The following is a 17,743-nucleotide window of genomic DNA, read 5'->3' on the forward strand; positions in this document are numbered from 1 at the left end:
GCGGGGTGGTCTCGCCCGGCTATCCGCCGCCGGAGCCCGACCCCGAGTCCCCGTCCGAACCCGAGCCGGAGCCGTTCTTGCCGCCGTCGGACTGCTCGGCCTCGGAGGCGTCCTTCAACGCGTCCTCCAGCGCCTTCTGCTGCTTGCCGTACTCCTCCCAGTCGCCCTTCTCCAGGGCCTTCTGGCCGGCGTCGTACGCGCTCTGAGCGTCCTTGAGCGCCTCGTCCACCGAGGCGTTCGGCGGATTCTCGCCCTTCTCCTTCTCCTGGTCGCCGGGCCCGGTCCGCTCCCCGCCCTCGTCTCTGTCAGGCGTGTTGAAGACCTTGTTGAGCGCCTTGTCGAGACTGTCCTCGAAGGCGACCCGCTCCCCGTAGGTGACCAGGACCTTCTGCATCCGGGGATAGTTGACACCGGCACCGCGGACGTAGACGGGCTCCACGTACAGCAGTCCGCCCTCCAGGGGCACGGTCATCAGATTGCCGTACTCGACCTCGGAGTCGCCTCGTCTGATGCGGTTGATGATCTCGGCGATCTCAGGTTCGGAGTTGAACTTGCTCTGCACCTGCGAGGGTCCTGCGACCGTCGTGTTCGGCGGAAGTCTCAGAAGTCTGATCTTGCCGTACTCATCGCTGCGTGCGTCGGCGTCCACCGCCATGAACGCGCCGAGCGTCTCCCGCTTGTTCGGGTTGAACGTCGTCGTCAGCTGGAACTGCTGATCCTTCTGGCCCGGCATCTTCAAACTCAGGTAGTACGGCGGGACCGCGTTCCCCTTGTGCGTGGGATCGTCAGGCACCTGCCAGCGCTCCGAGCCGCTGTAGAACTGCGACGGCGACGTCACGTGGTAGGTCTGCAACAGTTCACGCTGCACCTTGAACAGGTCCTGCGGATAGCGCAGATGATCCATCAGGTCGTCGCTGATGGACGCCTTGGACTTGACCGTGCCGGGGAAGGCCTTCATCCACGTCTTGAGGACCGGGTCCTTCTTGTCCCACTCGTACAGCTTCACCTTGCCGGAGTAGGCGTCCACCGTCGCCTTGACCGAGTTGCGGATGTAGTTCACCCGGTTCTGCTGGGCGACCACCGACCGCTGCCCGTCGGTGAGCGAGTCCTCCGTCGTGTCCCCCAGCGTCGTACGCGACGAGTAGGGGTAACCGTTGGAGGTCGTGTAGGCGTCGACGATCCACTGGACACGGCCGTCGACCACCGAGGGATAGGGATCGCCGTCGATGGTCAGCCAGGGGGCGACCGCCTCGACGCGCTCCTTGGGCGTGCGGTTGTAGAGAACCCGCGAGCCCTTACCGATCGCGCCCGAGTAGAGGATCTGCGGCTCGTTGAAGTTCACCGCGTAGGCGGCGCGGTTGACCGGGTTCGACAGGTCGACGCCGCTGTCACCCTTGTAGGTGTAGGTCTTCTCGCCCTTGTTGTCGGCGTAGTCCAGTTCCTTCTGCGGGCCGCCGACGATCGCGTACTGGCTCGTCTTCTCGCCGTAGTAGATCCGGCCCTCGTACTTGCCCTTGTCGCCCTTGGGCGGCAGGTCCTTCTCCGTGAAGTCCGGCGCGCCGTCCTTGTCCACCGAGGTGCCCTTGGCGGCGACCATGCCGTAACCGTGGGTGTACTTGAAGTGCTCGTTGATCCAGTTCTTCTCCGGGATCCCCTTGGTGTTGATCTCCCGGACGCCGACGACGGTGTCCTGCTCCTTGCCGTCCTTCTCGTAGCGGTCCACATCCAGGGTCTGCGGGAACTGGTAGTACCCGCGCACCTGCTGCTTCTGCTGGAACGTCGGCGAGACCACGTTCGGGTCCAGCAGGCGGATGCTCGCGGTGCTGTCCGCCGCGTCCCGCAGCTTGTCGTCATCCGCCTTGCTCTTGCCGTCGTACTGGCGCACCTCGGCGTCGTCGATGTCGTACGCGTCGCGCGTCGCCTCGATGTTCTTCTTGATGTACGGCGCTTCCTTGGCCTGCTCGTTCGGCGAGACCTGGAACTTTTGCACCAGCGCCGGGTAGAGCCCGCCGATCAGGATGGCCGAGAGCACCATCAGCCCGAAACCGATCACCGGCAGCTGCCAGGTGCGGCGCCAGATGGTGGCGAAGAACAGCAGCGCGCAGATGATCGCGATGATGAACAGGATCGTCTTCGCGGGCAGGTAGGCGTTCGCGTCGACGTACTTGAGGCCCGTCCAGTTGTCCGTCGCCTTGAAGTCGCCCGACTTGACGGCCAGCCCGTACCGGTCCAGCCAGTAGGCCACCGCCTTCAGCGCGACGAAGACACCCAGCAGCACCGACAGGTGTCCGGTGGCCTGCGCCGTCGCCCGGGCCCCCGGAGTGGTGACCCGCAGCCCGCCGTACAGGTAGTGCACCAGCGCGGCCGCAATCAGCGAGAGAATCGCCGCGGCGAAACCGAAGCTGAGCAAGAAGCGGTAGAACGGCAGATCGAAGGCGTAGAACGAGACGTCCTTGTGGAACTGCGGGTCCTTCGTCCCGAACGCGACGCCGTTCACCCACATCAGCCAGGTACGCCACTGGCCCGCCGCCGAGGCGCCGGAGATCAGCCCGACGAGGGCCGTGATGCCCAGCAGCACCCACTTCTTGTAGGGGGCCAGGCCCATGCGGTAGCGGTCGAGGCTCTGCTGCTCCATCGACATCGCGCTGAGCGGTGGGCGCAGCCGGTGGGCCAACCAGATGTTGAATCCCACGGCGAGCGCCATCAGCAGACCGAAGACGGCGAACATGCCGACCTTCGTCCACAGGGTCTTGGTGAAGACCGAGCTGTAGTCGACCGAGCGATACCACAGCCAGTCCGTCCAGAACCCGGAGAACATGACGAAAAGCATCGCCAGAACGACCAGCACGCCCGCTGTCATCAACAGCGTCCGGGCACGCCGTGATGGCCGGCCCACTCTGATCCGTGGCCCGGAGGGACCCCCACCGGAGCCCCGGTCCGGCATCTGGAAAGCCAAGGTGCGCACCTCGAAGTTCGGCAGTGTGTGAAGCTTCAGAAGCTGGGCCCGCATCGTACGGCCCACCTAAGCAACTTACCGAGGCTTTACCCAGTTCCCGTCTCCGGGGTCCAAGTCCACCTTTCCTTCCCGGAGGCGGCACGATATGGGGATGAACAACCTCCCCCACGAGGGCACGCCCCTCGCCTCCCGCCCCCTGACCCGCGCGGTGCTGGAGCTCGACGAGTACGCGGCAGGGCTCGGCTGGGACCAGCCCGCACGGCTCTTCGCCCTGGTCGACACGGAACGACTGCGCACCGAGGAACCTGGGCTGGCCCAGCAACTCGGCATGGACGAACAGGACAAGGACGCGCCGGCCGACGCGCTCACCCCCATCGAACAGGACGAGATCCCCGCGGACGTGCCGCTGGACGAGTTCCTGGGCACCATCGCCTGGCCCGACGCCGTCGCCGGGTGTGCGCTCACGGTCGAGCGGCTGATGCTGCCGCCGTCCGCCGAGTCCGCCGTCCCCGGGGATTTGGACGACGAGGCGCTCACCCGCTGGGTAGCCGAGCACCCCGAGCGTCAGGAGGTGCGGATGACGGTGGCCGTGCTGCGCGACGGCGAGCGGGAATCGGCGCTGCGGCTGCGCGAGAAGGATGCCACCACGGAGGTGCTCACCGGTTCCGACCTGGTGCCGGGGCTCGCGGAAGCGCTGGCGGCGACGTTCGAGGAGTGACCCGCCCCGAGGTGTGCCCCGCTCCGAGGGGCCTGCCTTGGAGGGGTGGCCTGCCCGAGGGGGAGCACCTGGAAGAACGAGCTCCCCGGTGCAGCCGGGCCGTGACCGGGCGAAGCTGACCTAGTGCGCCTTGCACCGGGTGAGCTCGTCCGTCTCACCCTTGCGGATCTTCTGCAAAGAGCTGAGGGCGTCGTCCATGGACGACGTCTTCACCAGGGTCAGCCCGTCCGGCCTGGCCTTGGCTGCGGTGGCGCAGTTGCCCGCGGGGGTGAGGAAGAACCGGGCGCCCTTCTTGCGGGCGGCCAGCGTCTTCATCTGGATGCCACCGATCTCGCCGACCTTCCCGGAGTCGTCGATCGTGCCGGTGCCGGCCACGAACCTCCCCCCGGTGAGGTCGGTGGGCGTGAGTTTGTCGACGATGCCCAGGGCGAACATCAGCCCTGCGCTGGGGCCGCCGATGTCGGCGAGCTTGATGTCGATCTCGAACGGGAAGCTGTGCGACAGCATGGTGGTGATGCCGACCCGGGCGGTGCTCTCGCCCTTCGTCTTGCCGGTACGCACCGTGACCTTCCCGGCGTCCTTGGACGACGGCTTCTTGCCCTTCTTCTGGGCGGCCTTCACCTGGGCGGCCGGAATCACGGTGAAGGAGACGTTGTCCCTGGGCTTGTGCCCGCGCACCACGAGTCCGACCTGCTCCGGCTTGGAGACCGGCTTGCCGTCCACCGCCGTGATGACGTCCCCCGCGTGCAGCCGCTTGTGGGCGGGAGCGCCCTTCTCGACGGCGCCGACGGCGACGTAGGAGCTGACCGGGACGTCGAGCTCCTTGAGGGCCGCGACCTTGGCGCTCTCCTGGGACGCGGTGAACTCCTCGGCGTTCTCCTGGTCGACCTCCTCGGCCGACTTGTCCTCCGGATAGAGCGTCTTGTGCGGTACGACCAGGCTGTCGTCGCTCAGCCAGCCGGAGAGGGCGCCCAGAAGCGTCATGCGGTACTCGGAGCCGGTGACACGGACGGTCGTCATGTTCAGATGGCCCGAGGTGTCGTACTTCTTCGGATCGCCCTTCTCGCCGGGCTTGTCCTTGATGTTCAGCACGGGATCGCCGCCGTGCACACCCAGCGTGTTCACCGTCGGGCCGGGGGACATCTCCGCGTACGGCACCTGGATGAGCACTCCGGCGCAGAGCATCGCTATGAGCAGCAGCGTGGAGGCGAGCAGGGTCGCGGTGCGGCGAGGCATGGCACGACAGTACGGGACGGGTCTGTCACCCGGCGCCCCGGGCCGGTCCGTCCGGGGACGGGTGGCCGACCGCTCCGGCGGAGGCCAACTCGGCCGCCGCCGGGCCCCGCGAGGCCCGCTCCTGGGTCTGTGCGACCGCGGCACCGGGACCGTGGTGCGCGTCCTCGACGCCGGAGAACTGCCCGTCCGGGGCCTCCGGCCGCCGACAGGCGGCACCGTCCGTTCCTGACCGTTCCATGGCGGCGCGGAAGCGCTCGTACCCCGCGACTCCCACGGCGTCCGGTGTCTTGGTGCGGCGCCTTCCGGCCCAGCTTCCCCACAGGCTGGCGGCGGCAGCGGCGACGACCGGAATCAGCAACCAGGCGAGAGCCGCCATCGGAACCTCCCGACCCCTCGTACGCGCCTTGTTCCGGGCACACGACCCGGCGGCCGGCAGACCGGCCGATGAGCAGATTAACCGTCGGTTCCTCAACGGTCCGGCCCCGGGACCGGTTACGCAACCGGAGCCGCCCGCGGGCCATCGGGGCGCCCGGATCCACCGAACGGGCCCGGCCGGGCACCCGACGGGGGGACCGCGGCCAGGGCCCGAAGCCGACAGGGCCCGAAGGGGGACGGGCCGGGACCCCGGGAGGGGGCGGGCAGGGGCGCCGGGGGCCAGGAAGATGGCCCGCGAGGTCCCGGCGCATGTCCCGGCCCCGGCAGGGGTCAGGCGCCGACCCACTCCTCGGTGCCGTCGGAGAACGTCTGGTGCTTCCAGATCGGCACTTCGTGCTTGAGATCGTCGATGAGCTTGCGGCAGGCGTCGAACGCCTCGGCCCGGTGCGGGCAGGAGACCGCCACCACCACGGCCAGATCCCCCACCACCAGGTCGCCTACCCGGTGCAGGGCTGCCAGGGCGCGCACGGGATGGTCGGCCACGACCTTCTCCGCGACACGGCGCAGCTCGGCCTCGGCGCTGGGATGCGAGGAATAGCCCAGACGGGCGACATCGCTCCCGCCGTCGTGATCGCGGACGGTGCCGACGAAGAGCGCCGTCCCACCCGCCGCGCGGTCACCGACCGCGGCGAAGACCTCGTCCACGGACAGTGGTGTCTCGCGGACCCCCAGCAGCCGGATGGGGTCCTCGGCGCCCCGCTCGCCGGGGTGGTCGGGGTACTTCCCCCGGGCGCCGCTGCCGGCCGCGTCGTACGTCTGTGCCATGCCGGTCATGCTGCCCTACCCGCCGTCGATCCGGAACACCCGACCTCCCGCGCGCGGCGGCCGTCGGCGCACCCGGGTCGCCTCGCCGACGACGCGAGGGACGTACCAAAGCGCACCGCCCCACGGCGCTTCCCGTGGCATACCGAAGCGCACTGCCCCACGGCGCTCCCCCGTGGGTCCGTTCGGGAACGCACCGCCCACGGCGCTTCCCCGTGGGACGTACCGCCCGGCCACGGGTCGCCGCGTTGCCCGCGAGACGGACGTACCGCCGCTCCGCTCACAGCCCACGGCGCTTGCGCGCCCTGCGCACCAAAGCCGCGGTGCCGATCAGGGCCACCGTGGCACCGGCCGCGCCGGCCGCCGTGGCCGCCTCCGTGCGGCCGAGGCGCCGCCCCGCGACCGTGTGCCTGCCCGCCACCTCGTCCAGGAGCTCGGCGAGCACGTCCTCGTTCGTCCACCGGGGCCGCCAGCCCGCGTCGTGGAGCCTGCTGCCGCTGACGACCCAGGGATACATGGTGTAGGCGAGGTCGGCCGCCGGGGAGGGGGTCAGACCGAGCCGGTGCAGCCGGGATGCGGCCCCCAGGGCGACGCTGGAAGGCAGCTCCATGCGACGCATCCCCGTCAGCTGCTCGATCTCCTCCTGCTCCAGCCAGCCGTCGCAGCCGACCGCGACCTCGCCCTCGACCCTCTCCAGCGCGGCGTACTCGAGCGCGGTGACCAGGTCGTCGACGTGGCAGAACTGCCAGCAGGGCCGGGATCCGGCGACCACCAGCAGCCGCGGCGACTCGAAGTGCCGGGTCAGTGTGGTGTCCGTACCCGCGCCCACCAGCACCGCGGGGCGCACCACGGTGACGTTGAGCCCCGGGTGGGCGCGGGGAGCGCGCCTGGCCAGCCGTTCGATCTCCAGCAGGTCGCCCACACCGGTGGCGTCGGCCGTCGCCCTCAGCTCCGCCTCTTCCGACAGCGGTACGTCGTTGTCCTGGAGCGCTCCGTAGACCATCGCCGAGGTGCACAGGACGACGCGACGGACGCCCGCCGCCGCGGCCGCGGTCAGCACCGTCTGGGTGCCGCGCACGTTGTAGGCGGTACGGGCGGCCGGATCCGTCTCCAGGCCGAGATCGAGCGCGAGGTGGACGACGACGTCCACCGGGTCGCCGTCCCCGCGCAGCCGGTCGGCGATCGCCGGATCGCGCACGTCCAGCGTGTGCCACTGGGCCTCGCTCACCTCGCCCCGCCTCTCGTCGAGGGCGATAACCTGCTTGATCTCCTCGGAGGCCGCGAGCCGCTCGGTGAGCAGCGCGCCGACCCCCGCGGCGGCGCCGGTGACGGCGACGGTCGGGGTTCGCGCTGCGCGAACGTGGGACTCGGAGGAACTCACCGGGCGTCTCCAGTGGTTGTTTCTGGTACGAGGTGCGCAGGCTCCATCCTGCCTGACTGGTGTCTAGGCTGGGGGCAGAGCTCGCAGATCGCACCCAGGACATGCGCGACACGCAGACCGTCCCGGAACCACAAGACCGTCCGACGAGACAGAGCCGAGGAAACCCGTGAGTGACACCCCATTCGGATTCGGCGTACCTCCCGAGGAGCCCGAGGACGGGGACGACGGCAAGAAGAAGCCGGAGGGCGGCCAGCAGCCGGGCGGCGGCACGCCCAACCCGTTCGGTTTCGGCGGCGGCCCCGGCTCCGGCGGAGCCGACAACCCGCTCGCTGCGATGTTCGGCTCGCTGGGCGGCGGCCAGCAGGGCCAGTTCGACCCGAGCGACCTGGGAGCGGCGTTCCAGAAGCTGGGCCAGATGCTCTCCTACGAGGGCGGCCCCGTGAACTGGGACATGGCCAAGGACATCGCCCGCCAGACCGTCGCCGCGGGCGCGCAGGACGGCTCGAAGGACTCCTCCGTCGGCCCGCAGGACCGCGCGGCCGTCGAGGAGGCGGTGCGCCTGGCCGACCTGTGGCTGGACGGCGTCACCTCGCTGCCGTCCGGCTCCGGCACGGCGGTCGCCTGGAGCCGCGCCGAGTGGGTCGAATCCACCCTCCCGGTCTGGAAGGACCTGGTCGACCCGGTCGCCGAGCGCGTCGGCGCCGCCATGGGCAGCGTGCTGCCCGAGGAGATGCAGGCCATGGCCGGACCGCTGCTCGGTATGATGCGCTCCATGGGCGGCGCCATGTTCGGCACCCAGATCGGGCAGGCCCTGGGCGTGCTCGCAGGTGAGGTCGTCGGCTCCACCGACGTCGGCCTCCCTCTGGGCCCGGCGGGCAAGGCCGCCCTGCTGCCGGTCAACATCGAGGCCCTCGGCAAGGGGCTGGGCATCCCGCAGGAGGAGGTGCGGCTCTACCTCGCGCTGCGGGAGGCAGCCCACCAGCGGCTGTTCGCCCACGTGCCGTGGCTGCGCTCGCACCTCTTCGGCGCCGTGGAGGGGTACGCGCGGGGTATCAAGGTGGACACGGCCAAGCTCGAGGACGTCGTCGGCCAGCTCGACCCGCAGCGCCCCGAGGAGCTTCAGGAGGCACTGCAACAGGGCATGTTCCAGCCCGAGGACAGCCCCGAGCAGAAGGCCGCGCTCGCCCGGCTGGAGACCGCGCTGGCGCTCGTGGAGGGCTGGGTGGACGCGGTCGTGCACGCGGCCGCCGAACCGCACCTTCCGTCGGCCTCGGCCCTACGCGAGACACTGCGCAGGCGGCGCGCCTCCGGCGGCCCGGCGGAGCAGACGTTCGCCACGCTGATCGGCCTGGAGCTGCGCCCCCGGCGGCTGCGCGACGCCTCCCGACTGTGGGCCTCGCTTGCCGACGCGCGCGGCTCCGAGGGGCGCGACGCCCTGTGGGAGCACCCGGACATGCTGCCCACCGCGGCCGACCTGGACGACCCGGACGCCTTCGTGCACCGCGAGCAGCCGGACTTCTCCGAGCTCGACCGCATCCTGGGCGCCGCCGCCGCGGGGACCGGCACTGCCGGCACGGACACCGCGGAAGGCGGCTCCGACACGGCGGAAGAGGGCAAGGGCCCGCGCCGTGGTGAGGCGGACGGCAAGGACGCGGGCGACTCGCAGGGCGACTCGGGGCGCGGCTCCGAGGGCGGAGAGGACGAGGGCAAGCGGTGAGCACGGCGCCGGACGCTCTTTGCGCTGACGCGGAGCGGGTGCTGACCAGGTGGCGCGGCCCTGACGGTGACAGCGAGCAGGAGCAGCTGCGCCAGGACTACCTCCGCCACCTGGCCGCGCACCCGGACGGCATGTGGAAGGCGTGCTCCGCCGGGCACCTGACGGCCAGCGCCCTGGTCGTCGACCCGGAGGGCGGCAGAGTGCTGCTGACCCTGCACCGCAAGCTGCGCATGTGGCTCCAGATGGGCGGCCACTGCGAACCCGAAGACGCCACCGTGGCCGACGCCGCACTGCGGGAGGCCACGGAGGAGTCCGGGATCACGGGCCTGACGCTGCTGCCCGGCGGCCCCGTCAGACTCGACAGACACCACACCCCGTGCGCGTGGCACCTGGACGTCCAGTACGCGGCGCTCGCCCCCGCGGGAGCCGTGGAGTCGATCAGTGACGAGTCGCTGGAGCTTCGCTGGGTCGGCCTCGACGAGGTCGCCGAAGTGGCCGACGAGTCCGTGGTGCGGCTCGCCCGGCAGACGGCCAGGGCCCTGCGCTCCGCCCACCAGCCGGACCCGCACGTGTGAGACGGGGAGCAGCCGGGTGACGAGCCGGCTGCCAGAGCCGAAGCGCGCCTCGCCTGGCTCCACCCACCGCGTCGGACCGGTCAGGTGTCGTCCTCTTCCGCGCCCCCGGCGACGGGCAGATGCGGCAGCCGCTCCGCCGCCGCGACACCCTCCAGATATCCGCGCGCCCGCTCGGTGCGCGGATACGCCTCCAACAGCCGCCAGAAACGCGGTCCGTGCCCGGGGACGAGCAGATGCGACAGCTCGTGGAGAAGTACGTAGTCGATGACGTACTCGGGCATCCCCTGGAGCCGGTGGGAGAGGCGGATGCTGCCCTCAGCCGGGGTGCACGATCCCCAGCGGGTGTTCTGGTTGGTGACCCAGCGCACCGTGGCGGGGCAGGCGTGCCCGTCCAGATACTGCGCGGACAGTTGCGCCGCGCGCCGCGCCAGATCGCCGTCGTCCAGCATCCGCCGGCTCTCCTGGGCTGCGAGCTTGTCGAGCATCACGCCGACCCAGCGTTTCTCCTCGTCTGCCGTCATGCGCGCCGGGAGGAGCACGACCGTGCGGTCCCCCTCCCGGTAGGCGGAGACCGTACGGCGACGGCGCGCACTGCGGCGCACCTCGACCGCGCTCGGGCTGATGCGGCTGGTGCTGTTCAGCGGGTCGGCGGGCACGCCTCGACGTTACCCGCTGACGACGGAGGAAGTCAGCGCCCCGTATTTGTACGACTAACACGGATGCCTGTGGATAACTCAGCGCACCGATCCGGCGGCCGGCCGCATGCTGTGGGCGTCGGTCAACGCGAGTGAGCGACACCACCGAACGACGGCCGGACCCGGGACGCCCGCGCGCCCCACCCCGTCCCGTTCGACCTCCGTTCCATTCCGTTCCCACCCCATTCGGTCTCATTTAATTCGTTTTCGTTCCGATCCGTTCCGGCATCGAGGGGTCAGCATGCATCCGATGATCAAACCCGCACTGCGTCGCGGCTGGCGCGACAGGGAGACGGTGCAGTACGGCGTGGCACCCGCGCACGCCGTCCTCCTGGGACCGATGGGCGACGCCACAGCCGCCTTCATGGAGCTGATGGACGGCACCCGCAGCATGGAGCGCCTCCAGCAGGAGGCCCACAGGCTCGGGCTCGCACCCCAGACCCCCGGCAAACTCACCGAACGACTCGCCACGGCGGGGGTGCTGGACGACGCGACCGCCGACCGAGCCGCCTCCGCGAGCGTCACCGACCGGTTACGGCCCGACCTCGCCTCCCTGTCCGTGGTGCACCGCGAGCCCGGCGGTGCGGTCCGCCGTCTCGCCGCCCGCCGCGAGGTCCGCGTCCAGGTACGGGGCGCAGGCCGCGTGGGAGCCGCCGTTGCGGCCACACTGGCGGCGGCCGGAGTGGGCCAGGTCGATGTCGTGGACGGCGGAGTGGTCGAGGAGTGGGACACGGCACCGGGCGGACTCCCGGCGGACCAGGTGGGAACGCGTCGCGATGTGGCGGCGCGCGCCGCGGTGCGGGAGTCGCGCGCCTGGAAGAGCACGGCGCGAGGAGGCGTCGATTTGGTGGTGATCGCGCCCCGCGACGGGCTGGACGCCTACGCCCCGAACCCGGAGGTCGCCGAGCGGTTCCTGTCCGCGCGGACCCCGCATCTGTACAGCGGCGTGGTGGAGGCCACCGGGGTGGTCGGGCCGCTGGTGCTGCCGGGATCTTCGCCCTGCTCGGACTGCATGACGCGCGCCAGGGCCGAGCGGGAACCGAGCTGGCCGATGCTGGTGGGCCAGTGGCGGACGGCGAGTAGGCGGCGCACGGGGGTCCCCGCCTGCGACACCGCGCTGGCCACCATGGTCGCCGGGGCCACGGCTTCCTACGCCCTCAGTTATCTCGACGGCGACGACGCGTGCGCGGTGGGGTATCGGCTGCGCTTCGCACTGCCCCACCTGTTGCCGGCCACGGAAGAATTCACCGCGCACCCCGAGTGTCCATGCGGTGCCGCTTCCGTGAGTGCCCCACCCGCGGGCTCCGCGAACGGCCACCCGCACGCGACAATGACGGGGTAGCCGTCGTCCGCGGTGCCGTCTCGATCGAGCTGTCAGTGGAGTTGGAGGGGCGCATGACTGATCTTCCCCGCAAGGCGGTGACACGTACGGCCAAACTGGCCGCCCTGCCGTTGGGTTTCGCGGGCCGCTCCGCCTGGGGGCTGGGCAAGCGCCTCGGCGGCCTCTCCGCCGACCTGGTCGGCCAGGAGCTGCAACAGCGCACCGCCGAGCAGCTGTTCAAGGTGCTCGGAGAGTTGAAGGGCGGCGCGATGAAGTTCGGCCAGGCGCTCTCGGTCTTCGAGTCCGCGCTCCCCGACGAGCTGGCCGGCCCCTACCGCGCCACGCTGACCCGCCTCCAGGAAGCCGCCCCGCCGATGCCGGCCGCCACGGTGCACGCGATCCTCGCGGAACGGCTGGGGGAGCAGTGGCGGGAGCTGTTCGCCGAGTTCGACGACAAACCCGCGGCAGCCGCCTCCATAGGCCAGGTGCACCGCGCCGTCTGGCACGACGGGCGCGACGTCGCGGTGAAGGTGCAATACCCCGGCGCGGGCGAGGCCCTGGCCTCCGACCTCGCCCAACTCGGACGCTTCGCACGCCTGCTCGGCCCCCTCGTCCCCGGCATGGACATCAAACCGCTCATCACCGAGATGCACGAGCGGGTGACCGAGGAGCTGGACTACGGCCTCGAGGCGGAAGCCCAGCACGCCTACGCCGAGGAGTTCGCGGAAGATCCGGACGTGGTGATACCCGACGTCGTCCACCAGGGCGAGCAGGTCCTGGTGACCGAATGGCTGTCGGGAACACCACTCTCGGAGGTGATATCCGACGGCGGCCAAGAAGAGCGCGACCGTGCCGGGCAGCTGCTGAGCCGCTTCCTCTTCTCGGGAACCATGCGTACCGGACTGCTGCACGCCGACCCGCATCCGGGAAACTTCCGCCTGGTGACCGGCGGCAGCACCGCGCCCGGGGAGTGGCGGCTCGGAGTGATGGACTTCGGCACCGTTGACCGGCTGCCCGGAGGGCTCCCACCCACCATCGGCACCGTGCTGCGGCTGATACTCGACGGCGACGCCGAGACCGCCTACGACCTGCTGCGCGAGGAAGGATTCGTCAAAGAGCAGATCGAGCTGGATCCCGAAGAAGTACGGGATTACCTGCTGCCCATCATCGAGCCCGCCAGCGCGCCCGAGTTCACCTTCGGCAGGGAGTGGATGCGGGGGCAGGCGGCCCGGATAGCCGACCCTCGCTCCCCCGCCCACCAGTTGGGCCGGCAGCTCAACCTGCCCCCCTCCTATCTGCTCATCCACCGGGTGACGCTGAGCACCATCGGCGTGCTGTGTCAGCTCGGCGCCACGGTGCGGATGCGCGACGACATGGCGACCTGGGTCCCCGGCTTCGCCCCCACCGAGCAGCCACCCCGCACCACCCGCCCTACCGAGGCCACCGAACCCGACGAGCACGCGGAGACCGGAGGGACCGGGGAGACCGGCGAGCCCACGGACCCGGCGGAAGTGCTGGATGCCGCGAAGACGAGGGTGACCACCGAGCCCGCAGAGCCCGCAGAGCCCGCCGAGCCCGAAGAATCGGAGCCGTCCGAAGCCGCATCGTGAACACCGGCGACGGGCCCATCCCCGTGAGCGGCTGTTCGAAGGCCGCCTCTCGCAGGGGCCGAGCCACCGCCGAACGCGCCGTTCACGTGGATATGCCCACCACACAGGCACGCCGGTCGCGCCGACGCGCCCCGCCCCGCACAGACACGCCCACCCGCAGGCGCACCCCTCTCGCGTGCGGCTCACCTGAAACGGCGAAGAGCCGGGGCGTAAGCCCCGGCTCTTGGCACAGATGGGTCGGCGCGTGGTCACTGCATGACGGCCATGGCCAGCGCACGCCGCGCCTTGAGGGTGGCTCGTTCGGCCCGGCGCTGGAGGCGGCGGGCGGTCCGCAGCCGCAGCGCCCGCCGCTCCGAATCCGCCTCCCTCAGCCTGTCGTGTATGTGCACCCTCGCCAGGCTTTCTGGCATGAGTTGCATGTCGCGGTTCCTGTTCTGACGGAGGAGCGTCGCATCGGAGTGGGAGTGGGCGGTGATCTCGCGGGTGGATGTCATCGTCGGATCCTGCTTCGTGAGGTGGCGCATACGGGGGTCCAGCGCCGACGGGTTGTCGATCGTTCCGGCAGCCGCCGTGCGGCGGGCGGCCGAGCTGTGGCGGTGGGAGCTCATGCCGTCACCGGGTTCTTCCGCGGACGCCCCCGGGGCCGCTTGCGCGGAACGACAACGCCCTGGACGAACAGCTCGCCGCCCCAGACGCCCCAGGGCTCGCGGCGGTCCTTGGCGCCGGCGAGGCAGGCCTCACGCAGCGGGCAGGTCTGGCAGAGGGACTTCGCGTACTCGACGTCGGCCGGCGACTCGGCGAAGAAGACCTCCGGGTCGTAGGAGCGGCAGGGAACGTCGACGCCGAGCCGGTCGATCGCGTCGTCGAGCTCGGTGAGGGTGAACAGCGGGGCGTTCAAGGAGTCCTCCGTGGTGGCATCAGGCGGCAGAGAAGGCGCGGGGCGCAACGGGTTGGGGTGCGTCTCGGTGTGCACTGTCGGTTCTTCCTGTCTGTCGTGTGTCTGTTGTCGGTCGGTCCGGCTGGTGGCCGGTCGGGGCAAACAGAAGGGCCGCGGATCCCGGTGTGGGTTCCGCGGCCCTGGAAGGTGCCGACCTGATCTCGCCGATCAGGCTGGATCTCTCCAGGGATCGAGCCCACGGAAGGCCCACATCGTGTAGCGCTGCGTCTTCTGGCGTCCCTCGCCGGCACCGTCGGCCACGAAGCCACTGGCGAAGGCCACTGCTGCCCTTGCCTGTGCCGCTACCTCGGGTGCCTGGATCGGTCGCTCATTGCCGCCCAGCGCGACACCGGACACACCGGTGCCGTGGAGGCTGGGGCCGAGCAGGCAGGCGCGAACGACCGAGTGATCAGTCAGTTTGATCTGCGTCTTCATCGTGGCCACTGGTCTCGCCTCCTCTCGGCGTCTCGGGGACCGGCCGCGAGGCCGATCCGTAGATGTTCAGGACTGAGTAGAGCATGAAAGGGACGAGACGAAAAGGCCCGCCCTCTCCATGTCCGGAAGGCTATGAGGCTCCGCACGGCGGGCGCAAACTATTTTTCGCGGCTTTCTGTCACAGCTTCTGTGACAGAGGGAGAGAGCCCACCGCGCGGGGGGACGGCTCCGGCCTGTTCCGCTTCGCTCGGCCTTCTCCCTCTCCCCTCCCCCTCCCCCTTGCCCACCCACCACCACCGCCTCCTCACGTGAGAGCTCCCCCTACGTCTCCTTCTCCTCCGTCCTCGGGAGCTCCTCGCCCGCGCACAGGGCCAGCACGTCGGCGCCGTACTGCTGGAGCTTGCGCGCGCGGACGCCGGAGATCCGGGCGAGCGCCGCCTCGTCGCCGGGGACGGTCTCGGCGATGGCCAGCAGCGTCTTGTCGGTGAAGACGCAGTAATCGGGCTGGCCCAGCAGTGCGGCCTGGGCAGCGCGCCACTGGTGCAGGCGTTCGTAGAGCACCTCGTCGAGCTCCGAGGGGCAGTCCTCGCAGCGCATCAGCTTCACCTCCCCCGGGTCGGTGAGCGAGCGTCCGCACACCCGGCACCGCGCCGGAGCACGGCGCACCCGCGAACGCGCGCCGGGAACCCGGTACGGGCCGGTGCCGCCCTCCACGCTGCCGGTCGCGGTGCCAGGGCGTGAGGCCGCTCCCGCTCCGCCGCGGCTGAGCCCCTTCAAGAAACGGCTCGGCTGTCTGCCGGGGCGACCGCCCGGGGAGCGGGCCAGGGCCCAGGAGAGGGTGAGGATGCGGCGGGCGCGGGTGATCCCCACGTAGAGCAGGCGGCGTTCCTCTTCTATCTGCTCGTCGGTCTTGGCGTAGGTGAGGGGGAGCATGCCGTCGGTGAGGCCGACCAGGAAGACCGCGTCCCACTCCAGGCCCTTGGCCGCGTGGAGGGATGCGAGGGTGACGCCTTCGACCGTGGGGGCGTGCTGGGCCCTGGCCCGTTCGTCCAGCTCGGTGACGAGATCGGAGAGCGTCGCCCGGGGGCGGGCCGCGGCGAAGTCCGTCGCCAGGCGTACCAGGGCCGCCAGGGACTCCCAGCGGTCCCGCACGGCGCCGGAGCCTGCCGGGGCCTGCGGCGACCAGCCCTTGGTGCCGAAGACGGCGCGCACCTGGGAGGGGAGGTCGACCGCGTCGTCCAGCAGTGCGTCGTTGCCGCCCGCGCGGGCGGCGCCGCGCAGCACCACGAAGGCTTCGCGGACCTCGGGTCGCTCGAAGAAGCGTTCGGCGCCGCGCAGCTGGCAGGGGATTCCGACGTCGGCGAGGGCCTGCTCGTAGACCTCGGACTGGGCGTTGATGCGGTAGAGGACGGCGATCTCGCTGGCCGGTACGCCCGAGGCGATCAGGTCGCGGATGCGGCGAGCGGTGCCCTCGGCCTCGCCGGGCTCGTCGGCGTACTCGGCGTGGACCGGTTCCGGGCCCGCCTCGCGCTGGGAGACGAGTTCGAGACGGTGTTCGGCCGCCCGCCCTGAGGCCTGGGTCAGCAGGCCGTTGGCGAGGTGCACCACCTGGGGCGTGGAGCGGTAGTCCCGGACGAGCTTGACCACGGTGGCGTGGGGATGGCGGGTGCGGAAGTCGAGGAGGTGGTCGGCGGTAGCGCCGGTGAAGGAGTAGATCGTCTGGCTGGCGTCACCGACGACGCACAGGCTCTCCCGCTCGCCGACCCACAGCTCCAGGAGGCGCTGCTGGAGGGGGCTGACGTCCTGGTACTCGTCGACGACGAAGTGCTGGTACTGGCCGCGGACGGTCTCGGCGATGTCCGCACGGTCTTCGAGTACGGCGACGGTCAGCAGCAGGACGTCCTCGAAGTCGATCACGGAGCGCTCACGCTTGAGCTGTTCGTACAGGGCGTAGATGCGGCCCGTCTCGGCAGGGTCGCGGGGGGCCTGGCGGCCTGCCTTGGCGGCGGCGGCCGGATAGTCCTCGGGGACCGTCTGGGTGACCTTGGACCATTCGATCTCGCTGGTGACGTCCCGCAGTTCGTTGCGGTCCAGCCGCAGGCGGCAGCGGGTGGCGGCCTCGGCGACGAGGGCGGCCTTCCGTTCGAGGAGCTGCGGCAGCTCGCCGCCCACCGCGCGGGGCCAGAAGAACTGCAACTGGCGCAGCGCCGCAGAGTGGAAGGTGCGGGCCTGCACGCCGTGGGCGCCCAGACCGCGCAGCCGTCCGCGCATCTCTCCGGCGGCGCGCTGGGTGAAGGTGACGGCCAGCACGCTCGCGGGTGGCAGGATGCCGGCGCGCACGCCGTAGGCGATGCGGTGGGTGAGGGCGCGGGTCTTGCCTGTGCCCGCACCGGCCAGCACGCACACCGGACCGTGCAGGGCGGTCGCCACCTCGCGCTGCTCGGGGTCGAGGCCCTCGAGCACCGCGTCGGGAGAGTCGGGTGCCTGCGGGAAGAGCGGGGAGTCCGTTGCTGCTGTCACCCCGCCATGCTGCCAGGGCCGGGGGTGGGGAGGGGGCGGCTGTCCACAGGGTGGGGGTGTTGGTCGTACGAATGGGGTCCGGGGGAATGGCCGGGTACCGTCGCGCGTTCACCCAAGGCACCGAACGAGACGAAGGAGCACTGGACAATGGCGGGCACTGTGACGATGTACAGCACCACCTGGTGCGGCTACTGCCGCCGGCTGAAGGGCCAGATGGAGCGCGAGGGGATCGCGTACACGGAGGTCAACATCGAGCAGGACCCGGAGTCGGCGGCCTTCGTGGAGAAGGCGAACGGCGGCAACCAGACCGTTCCCACCGTGCTGTTCCCCGACGGTTCGACGCTGACCAACCCGTCCCTGGCGCAGGTGAAGGAGAAGGTCGGGGCCTGAGTCCCGCGCTTCGCGGCCCCGCGGGGCGGCCGGTCCGGCAGGACCGGGGCCGCCC

At 70.9% G+C, this 17,743-nt stretch carries 16 protein-coding genes; 6 read left to right on the plus strand and 10 right to left on the minus strand.

What is annotated here, in order from left to right; translation table 11 throughout:
* Window positions 1–19: 19 nt before the first annotated feature.
* Entirely contained in the window at window positions 20–2,944 is a 2,925-nt protein-coding gene (locus tag DQ392_RS05895; RefSeq protein WP_114014544.1) for a UPF0182 family membrane protein, read from the minus strand.
* A 163-nt stretch (window positions 2,945–3,107) separates the two neighbouring features.
* On the opposite strand from DQ392_RS05895, the gene DQ392_RS05900 reads away from it, so the two are divergent.
* Window positions 3,108–3,674: a PPA1309 family protein gene (locus DQ392_RS05900; RefSeq protein WP_181856289.1), complete on the plus strand. Its 567-nt coding sequence runs from the start codon at window positions 3,108–3,110 to the stop codon at window positions 3,672–3,674.
* 120 nt (window positions 3,675–3,794) lie between these two features.
* On the opposite strand, the gene DQ392_RS05905 is transcribed toward DQ392_RS05900, so the two are convergent.
* The 4 genes from DQ392_RS05905 to DQ392_RS05920 form a co-directional block, all read right to left on the minus strand.
* Window positions 3,795–4,910 (minus strand): YlbL family protein, encoded by a 1,116-nt coding sequence (locus tag DQ392_RS05905; RefSeq protein WP_114014408.1) that lies wholly within the window; start codon window positions 4,908–4,910, stop codon window positions 3,795–3,797.
* A 25-nt stretch (window positions 4,911–4,935) separates the two neighbouring features.
* Complete coding sequence (locus tag DQ392_RS05910; protein ID WP_114014409.1) at window positions 4,936–5,286, minus strand: hypothetical protein; 351 nt, start codon at window positions 5,284–5,286, stop codon at window positions 4,936–4,938.
* A 329-nt stretch (window positions 5,287–5,615) separates the two neighbouring features.
* Window positions 5,616–6,119, minus strand: coding sequence for a molybdenum cofactor biosynthesis protein MoaE (locus tag DQ392_RS05915; RefSeq protein ID WP_181856290.1), 504 nt, complete (start codon window positions 6,117–6,119; stop codon window positions 5,616–5,618).
* A 268-nt stretch (window positions 6,120–6,387) separates the two neighbouring features.
* Complete coding sequence (locus DQ392_RS05920) at window positions 6,388–7,488, minus strand: SDR family oxidoreductase (RefSeq protein ID WP_114014410.1); 1,101 nt, start codon at window positions 7,486–7,488, stop codon at window positions 6,388–6,390.
* Between the two features lie 166 nt (window positions 7,489–7,654).
* On the opposite strand from DQ392_RS05920, the gene DQ392_RS05925 reads away from it, so the two are divergent.
* Both DQ392_RS05925 and DQ392_RS05930 read left to right on the plus strand, forming a co-directional pair.
* A complete protein-coding gene (locus DQ392_RS05925; RefSeq protein WP_114014411.1) occupies window positions 7,655–9,205 on the plus strand; it encodes a zinc-dependent metalloprotease in 1,551 nt (516 codons plus the stop codon).
* The gene (locus DQ392_RS05930) at window positions 9,202–9,780 is read left to right on the plus strand and encodes an NUDIX hydrolase (RefSeq protein WP_181856291.1); all 579 of its coding nucleotides are present in this window, start codon (window positions 9,202–9,204) and stop codon (window positions 9,778–9,780) included. The genes DQ392_RS05925 and DQ392_RS05930 overlap by 4 nt, the downstream gene beginning before the upstream one ends.
* An 80-nt stretch (window positions 9,781–9,860) precedes the next feature.
* On the opposite strand, the gene DQ392_RS05935 is transcribed toward DQ392_RS05930, so the two are convergent.
* On the minus strand, window positions 9,861–10,436 hold the full coding sequence (locus DQ392_RS05935; protein ID WP_114014412.1) for a M48 metallopeptidase family protein: 576 nt from the start codon (window positions 10,434–10,436) through the stop codon (window positions 9,861–9,863).
* A gap of 289 nt (window positions 10,437–10,725) precedes the next feature.
* On the opposite strand from DQ392_RS05935, the gene DQ392_RS05940 reads away from it, so the two are divergent.
* Window positions 10,726–11,817, plus strand: coding sequence for a ThiF family adenylyltransferase (locus tag DQ392_RS05940; protein ID WP_342774914.1), 1,092 nt, complete (start codon window positions 10,726–10,728; stop codon window positions 11,815–11,817).
* A gap of 53 nt (window positions 11,818–11,870) precedes the next feature.
* Window positions 11,871–13,406 carry an ABC1 kinase family protein gene (locus DQ392_RS05945; RefSeq protein ID WP_245981210.1) on the plus strand — a complete coding sequence of 512 codons (1,536 nt, stop codon included), beginning with the start codon at window positions 11,871–11,873 and terminating at the stop codon, window positions 13,404–13,406.
* Between the two features lie 248 nt (window positions 13,407–13,654).
* On the opposite strand, the gene DQ392_RS05950 is transcribed toward DQ392_RS05945, so the two are convergent.
* From DQ392_RS05950 to DQ392_RS05965, 4 genes are all read right to left on the minus strand, one after another.
* Window positions 13,655–14,014 carry a hypothetical protein gene (locus DQ392_RS05950; protein WP_114014414.1) on the minus strand — a complete coding sequence of 120 codons (360 nt, stop codon included), beginning with the start codon at window positions 14,012–14,014 and terminating at the stop codon, window positions 13,655–13,657.
* A complete protein-coding gene (locus DQ392_RS05955; RefSeq protein WP_114014415.1) occupies window positions 14,011–14,379 on the minus strand; it encodes a WhiB family transcriptional regulator in 369 nt (122 codons plus the stop codon). The genes DQ392_RS05950 and DQ392_RS05955 overlap by 4 nt, the downstream gene beginning before the upstream one ends.
* 132 nt (window positions 14,380–14,511) lie before the next feature.
* On the minus strand, window positions 14,512–14,778 hold the full coding sequence (locus tag DQ392_RS05960) for a hypothetical protein (protein ID WP_342774918.1): 267 nt from the start codon (window positions 14,776–14,778) through the stop codon (window positions 14,512–14,514).
* A 321-nt stretch (window positions 14,779–15,099) separates the two neighbouring features.
* A complete protein-coding gene (locus DQ392_RS05965; RefSeq protein ID WP_114014417.1) occupies window positions 15,100–17,298 on the minus strand; it encodes an ATP-dependent DNA helicase UvrD2 in 2,199 nt (732 codons plus the stop codon).
* Between the two features lie 147 nt (window positions 17,299–17,445).
* Between DQ392_RS05965 and DQ392_RS05970 the strand changes: the two genes are divergently transcribed.
* Complete coding sequence (locus DQ392_RS05970; protein ID WP_114014418.1) at window positions 17,446–17,688, plus strand: mycoredoxin; 243 nt, start codon at window positions 17,446–17,448, stop codon at window positions 17,686–17,688.
* The last annotated feature ends 55 nt before the right edge of the window (window positions 17,689–17,743 follow it).

The sequence above is a fragment of the Streptomyces reniochalinae genome (assembly GCF_003323735.1).
GTDB classification, from domain to species: Bacteria; Actinomycetota; Actinomycetes; order Streptomycetales; family Streptomycetaceae; genus Streptomyces; species Streptomyces reniochalinae.

Excerpts from the sequence above, each read along its gene's own strand:
- DQ392_RS05895 (WP_114014544.1), bottom strand. The coding sequence starts at position 2,944 with ATGCCGGACCGGGGCTCCGGTGGGGGTCCCTCCGGGCCACGGATCAGA.
- DQ392_RS05900 (WP_181856289.1), top strand. The coding sequence starts at position 3,108 with ATGAACAACCTCCCCCACGAGGGCACGCCCCTCGCCTCCCGCCCCCTG.
- DQ392_RS05905 (WP_114014408.1), bottom strand. The coding sequence starts at position 4,910 with ATGCCTCGCCGCACCGCGACCCTGCTCGCCTCCACGCTGCTGCTCATA.
- DQ392_RS05910 (WP_114014409.1), bottom strand. The coding sequence starts at position 5,286 with ATGGCGGCTCTCGCCTGGTTGCTGATTCCGGTCGTCGCCGCTGCCGCC.
- DQ392_RS05915 (WP_181856290.1), bottom strand. The coding sequence starts at position 6,119 with ATGACCGGCATGGCACAGACGTACGACGCGGCCGGCAGCGGCGCCCGG.
- DQ392_RS05940 (WP_342774914.1), top strand. The coding sequence starts at position 10,726 with ATGATCAAACCCGCACTGCGTCGCGGCTGGCGCGACAGGGAGACGGTG.
- DQ392_RS05945 (WP_245981210.1), top strand. The coding sequence starts at position 11,871 with ATGACTGATCTTCCCCGCAAGGCGGTGACACGTACGGCCAAACTGGCC.
- DQ392_RS05950 (WP_114014414.1), bottom strand. The coding sequence starts at position 14,014 with ATGAGCTCCCACCGCCACAGCTCGGCCGCCCGCCGCACGGCGGCTGCC.
- DQ392_RS05960 (WP_342774918.1), bottom strand. The coding sequence starts at position 14,778 with ATGAAGACGCAGATCAAACTGACTGATCACTCGGTCGTTCGCGCCTGC.
- DQ392_RS05970 (WP_114014418.1), top strand. The coding sequence starts at position 17,446 with ATGGCGGGCACTGTGACGATGTACAGCACCACCTGGTGCGGCTACTGC.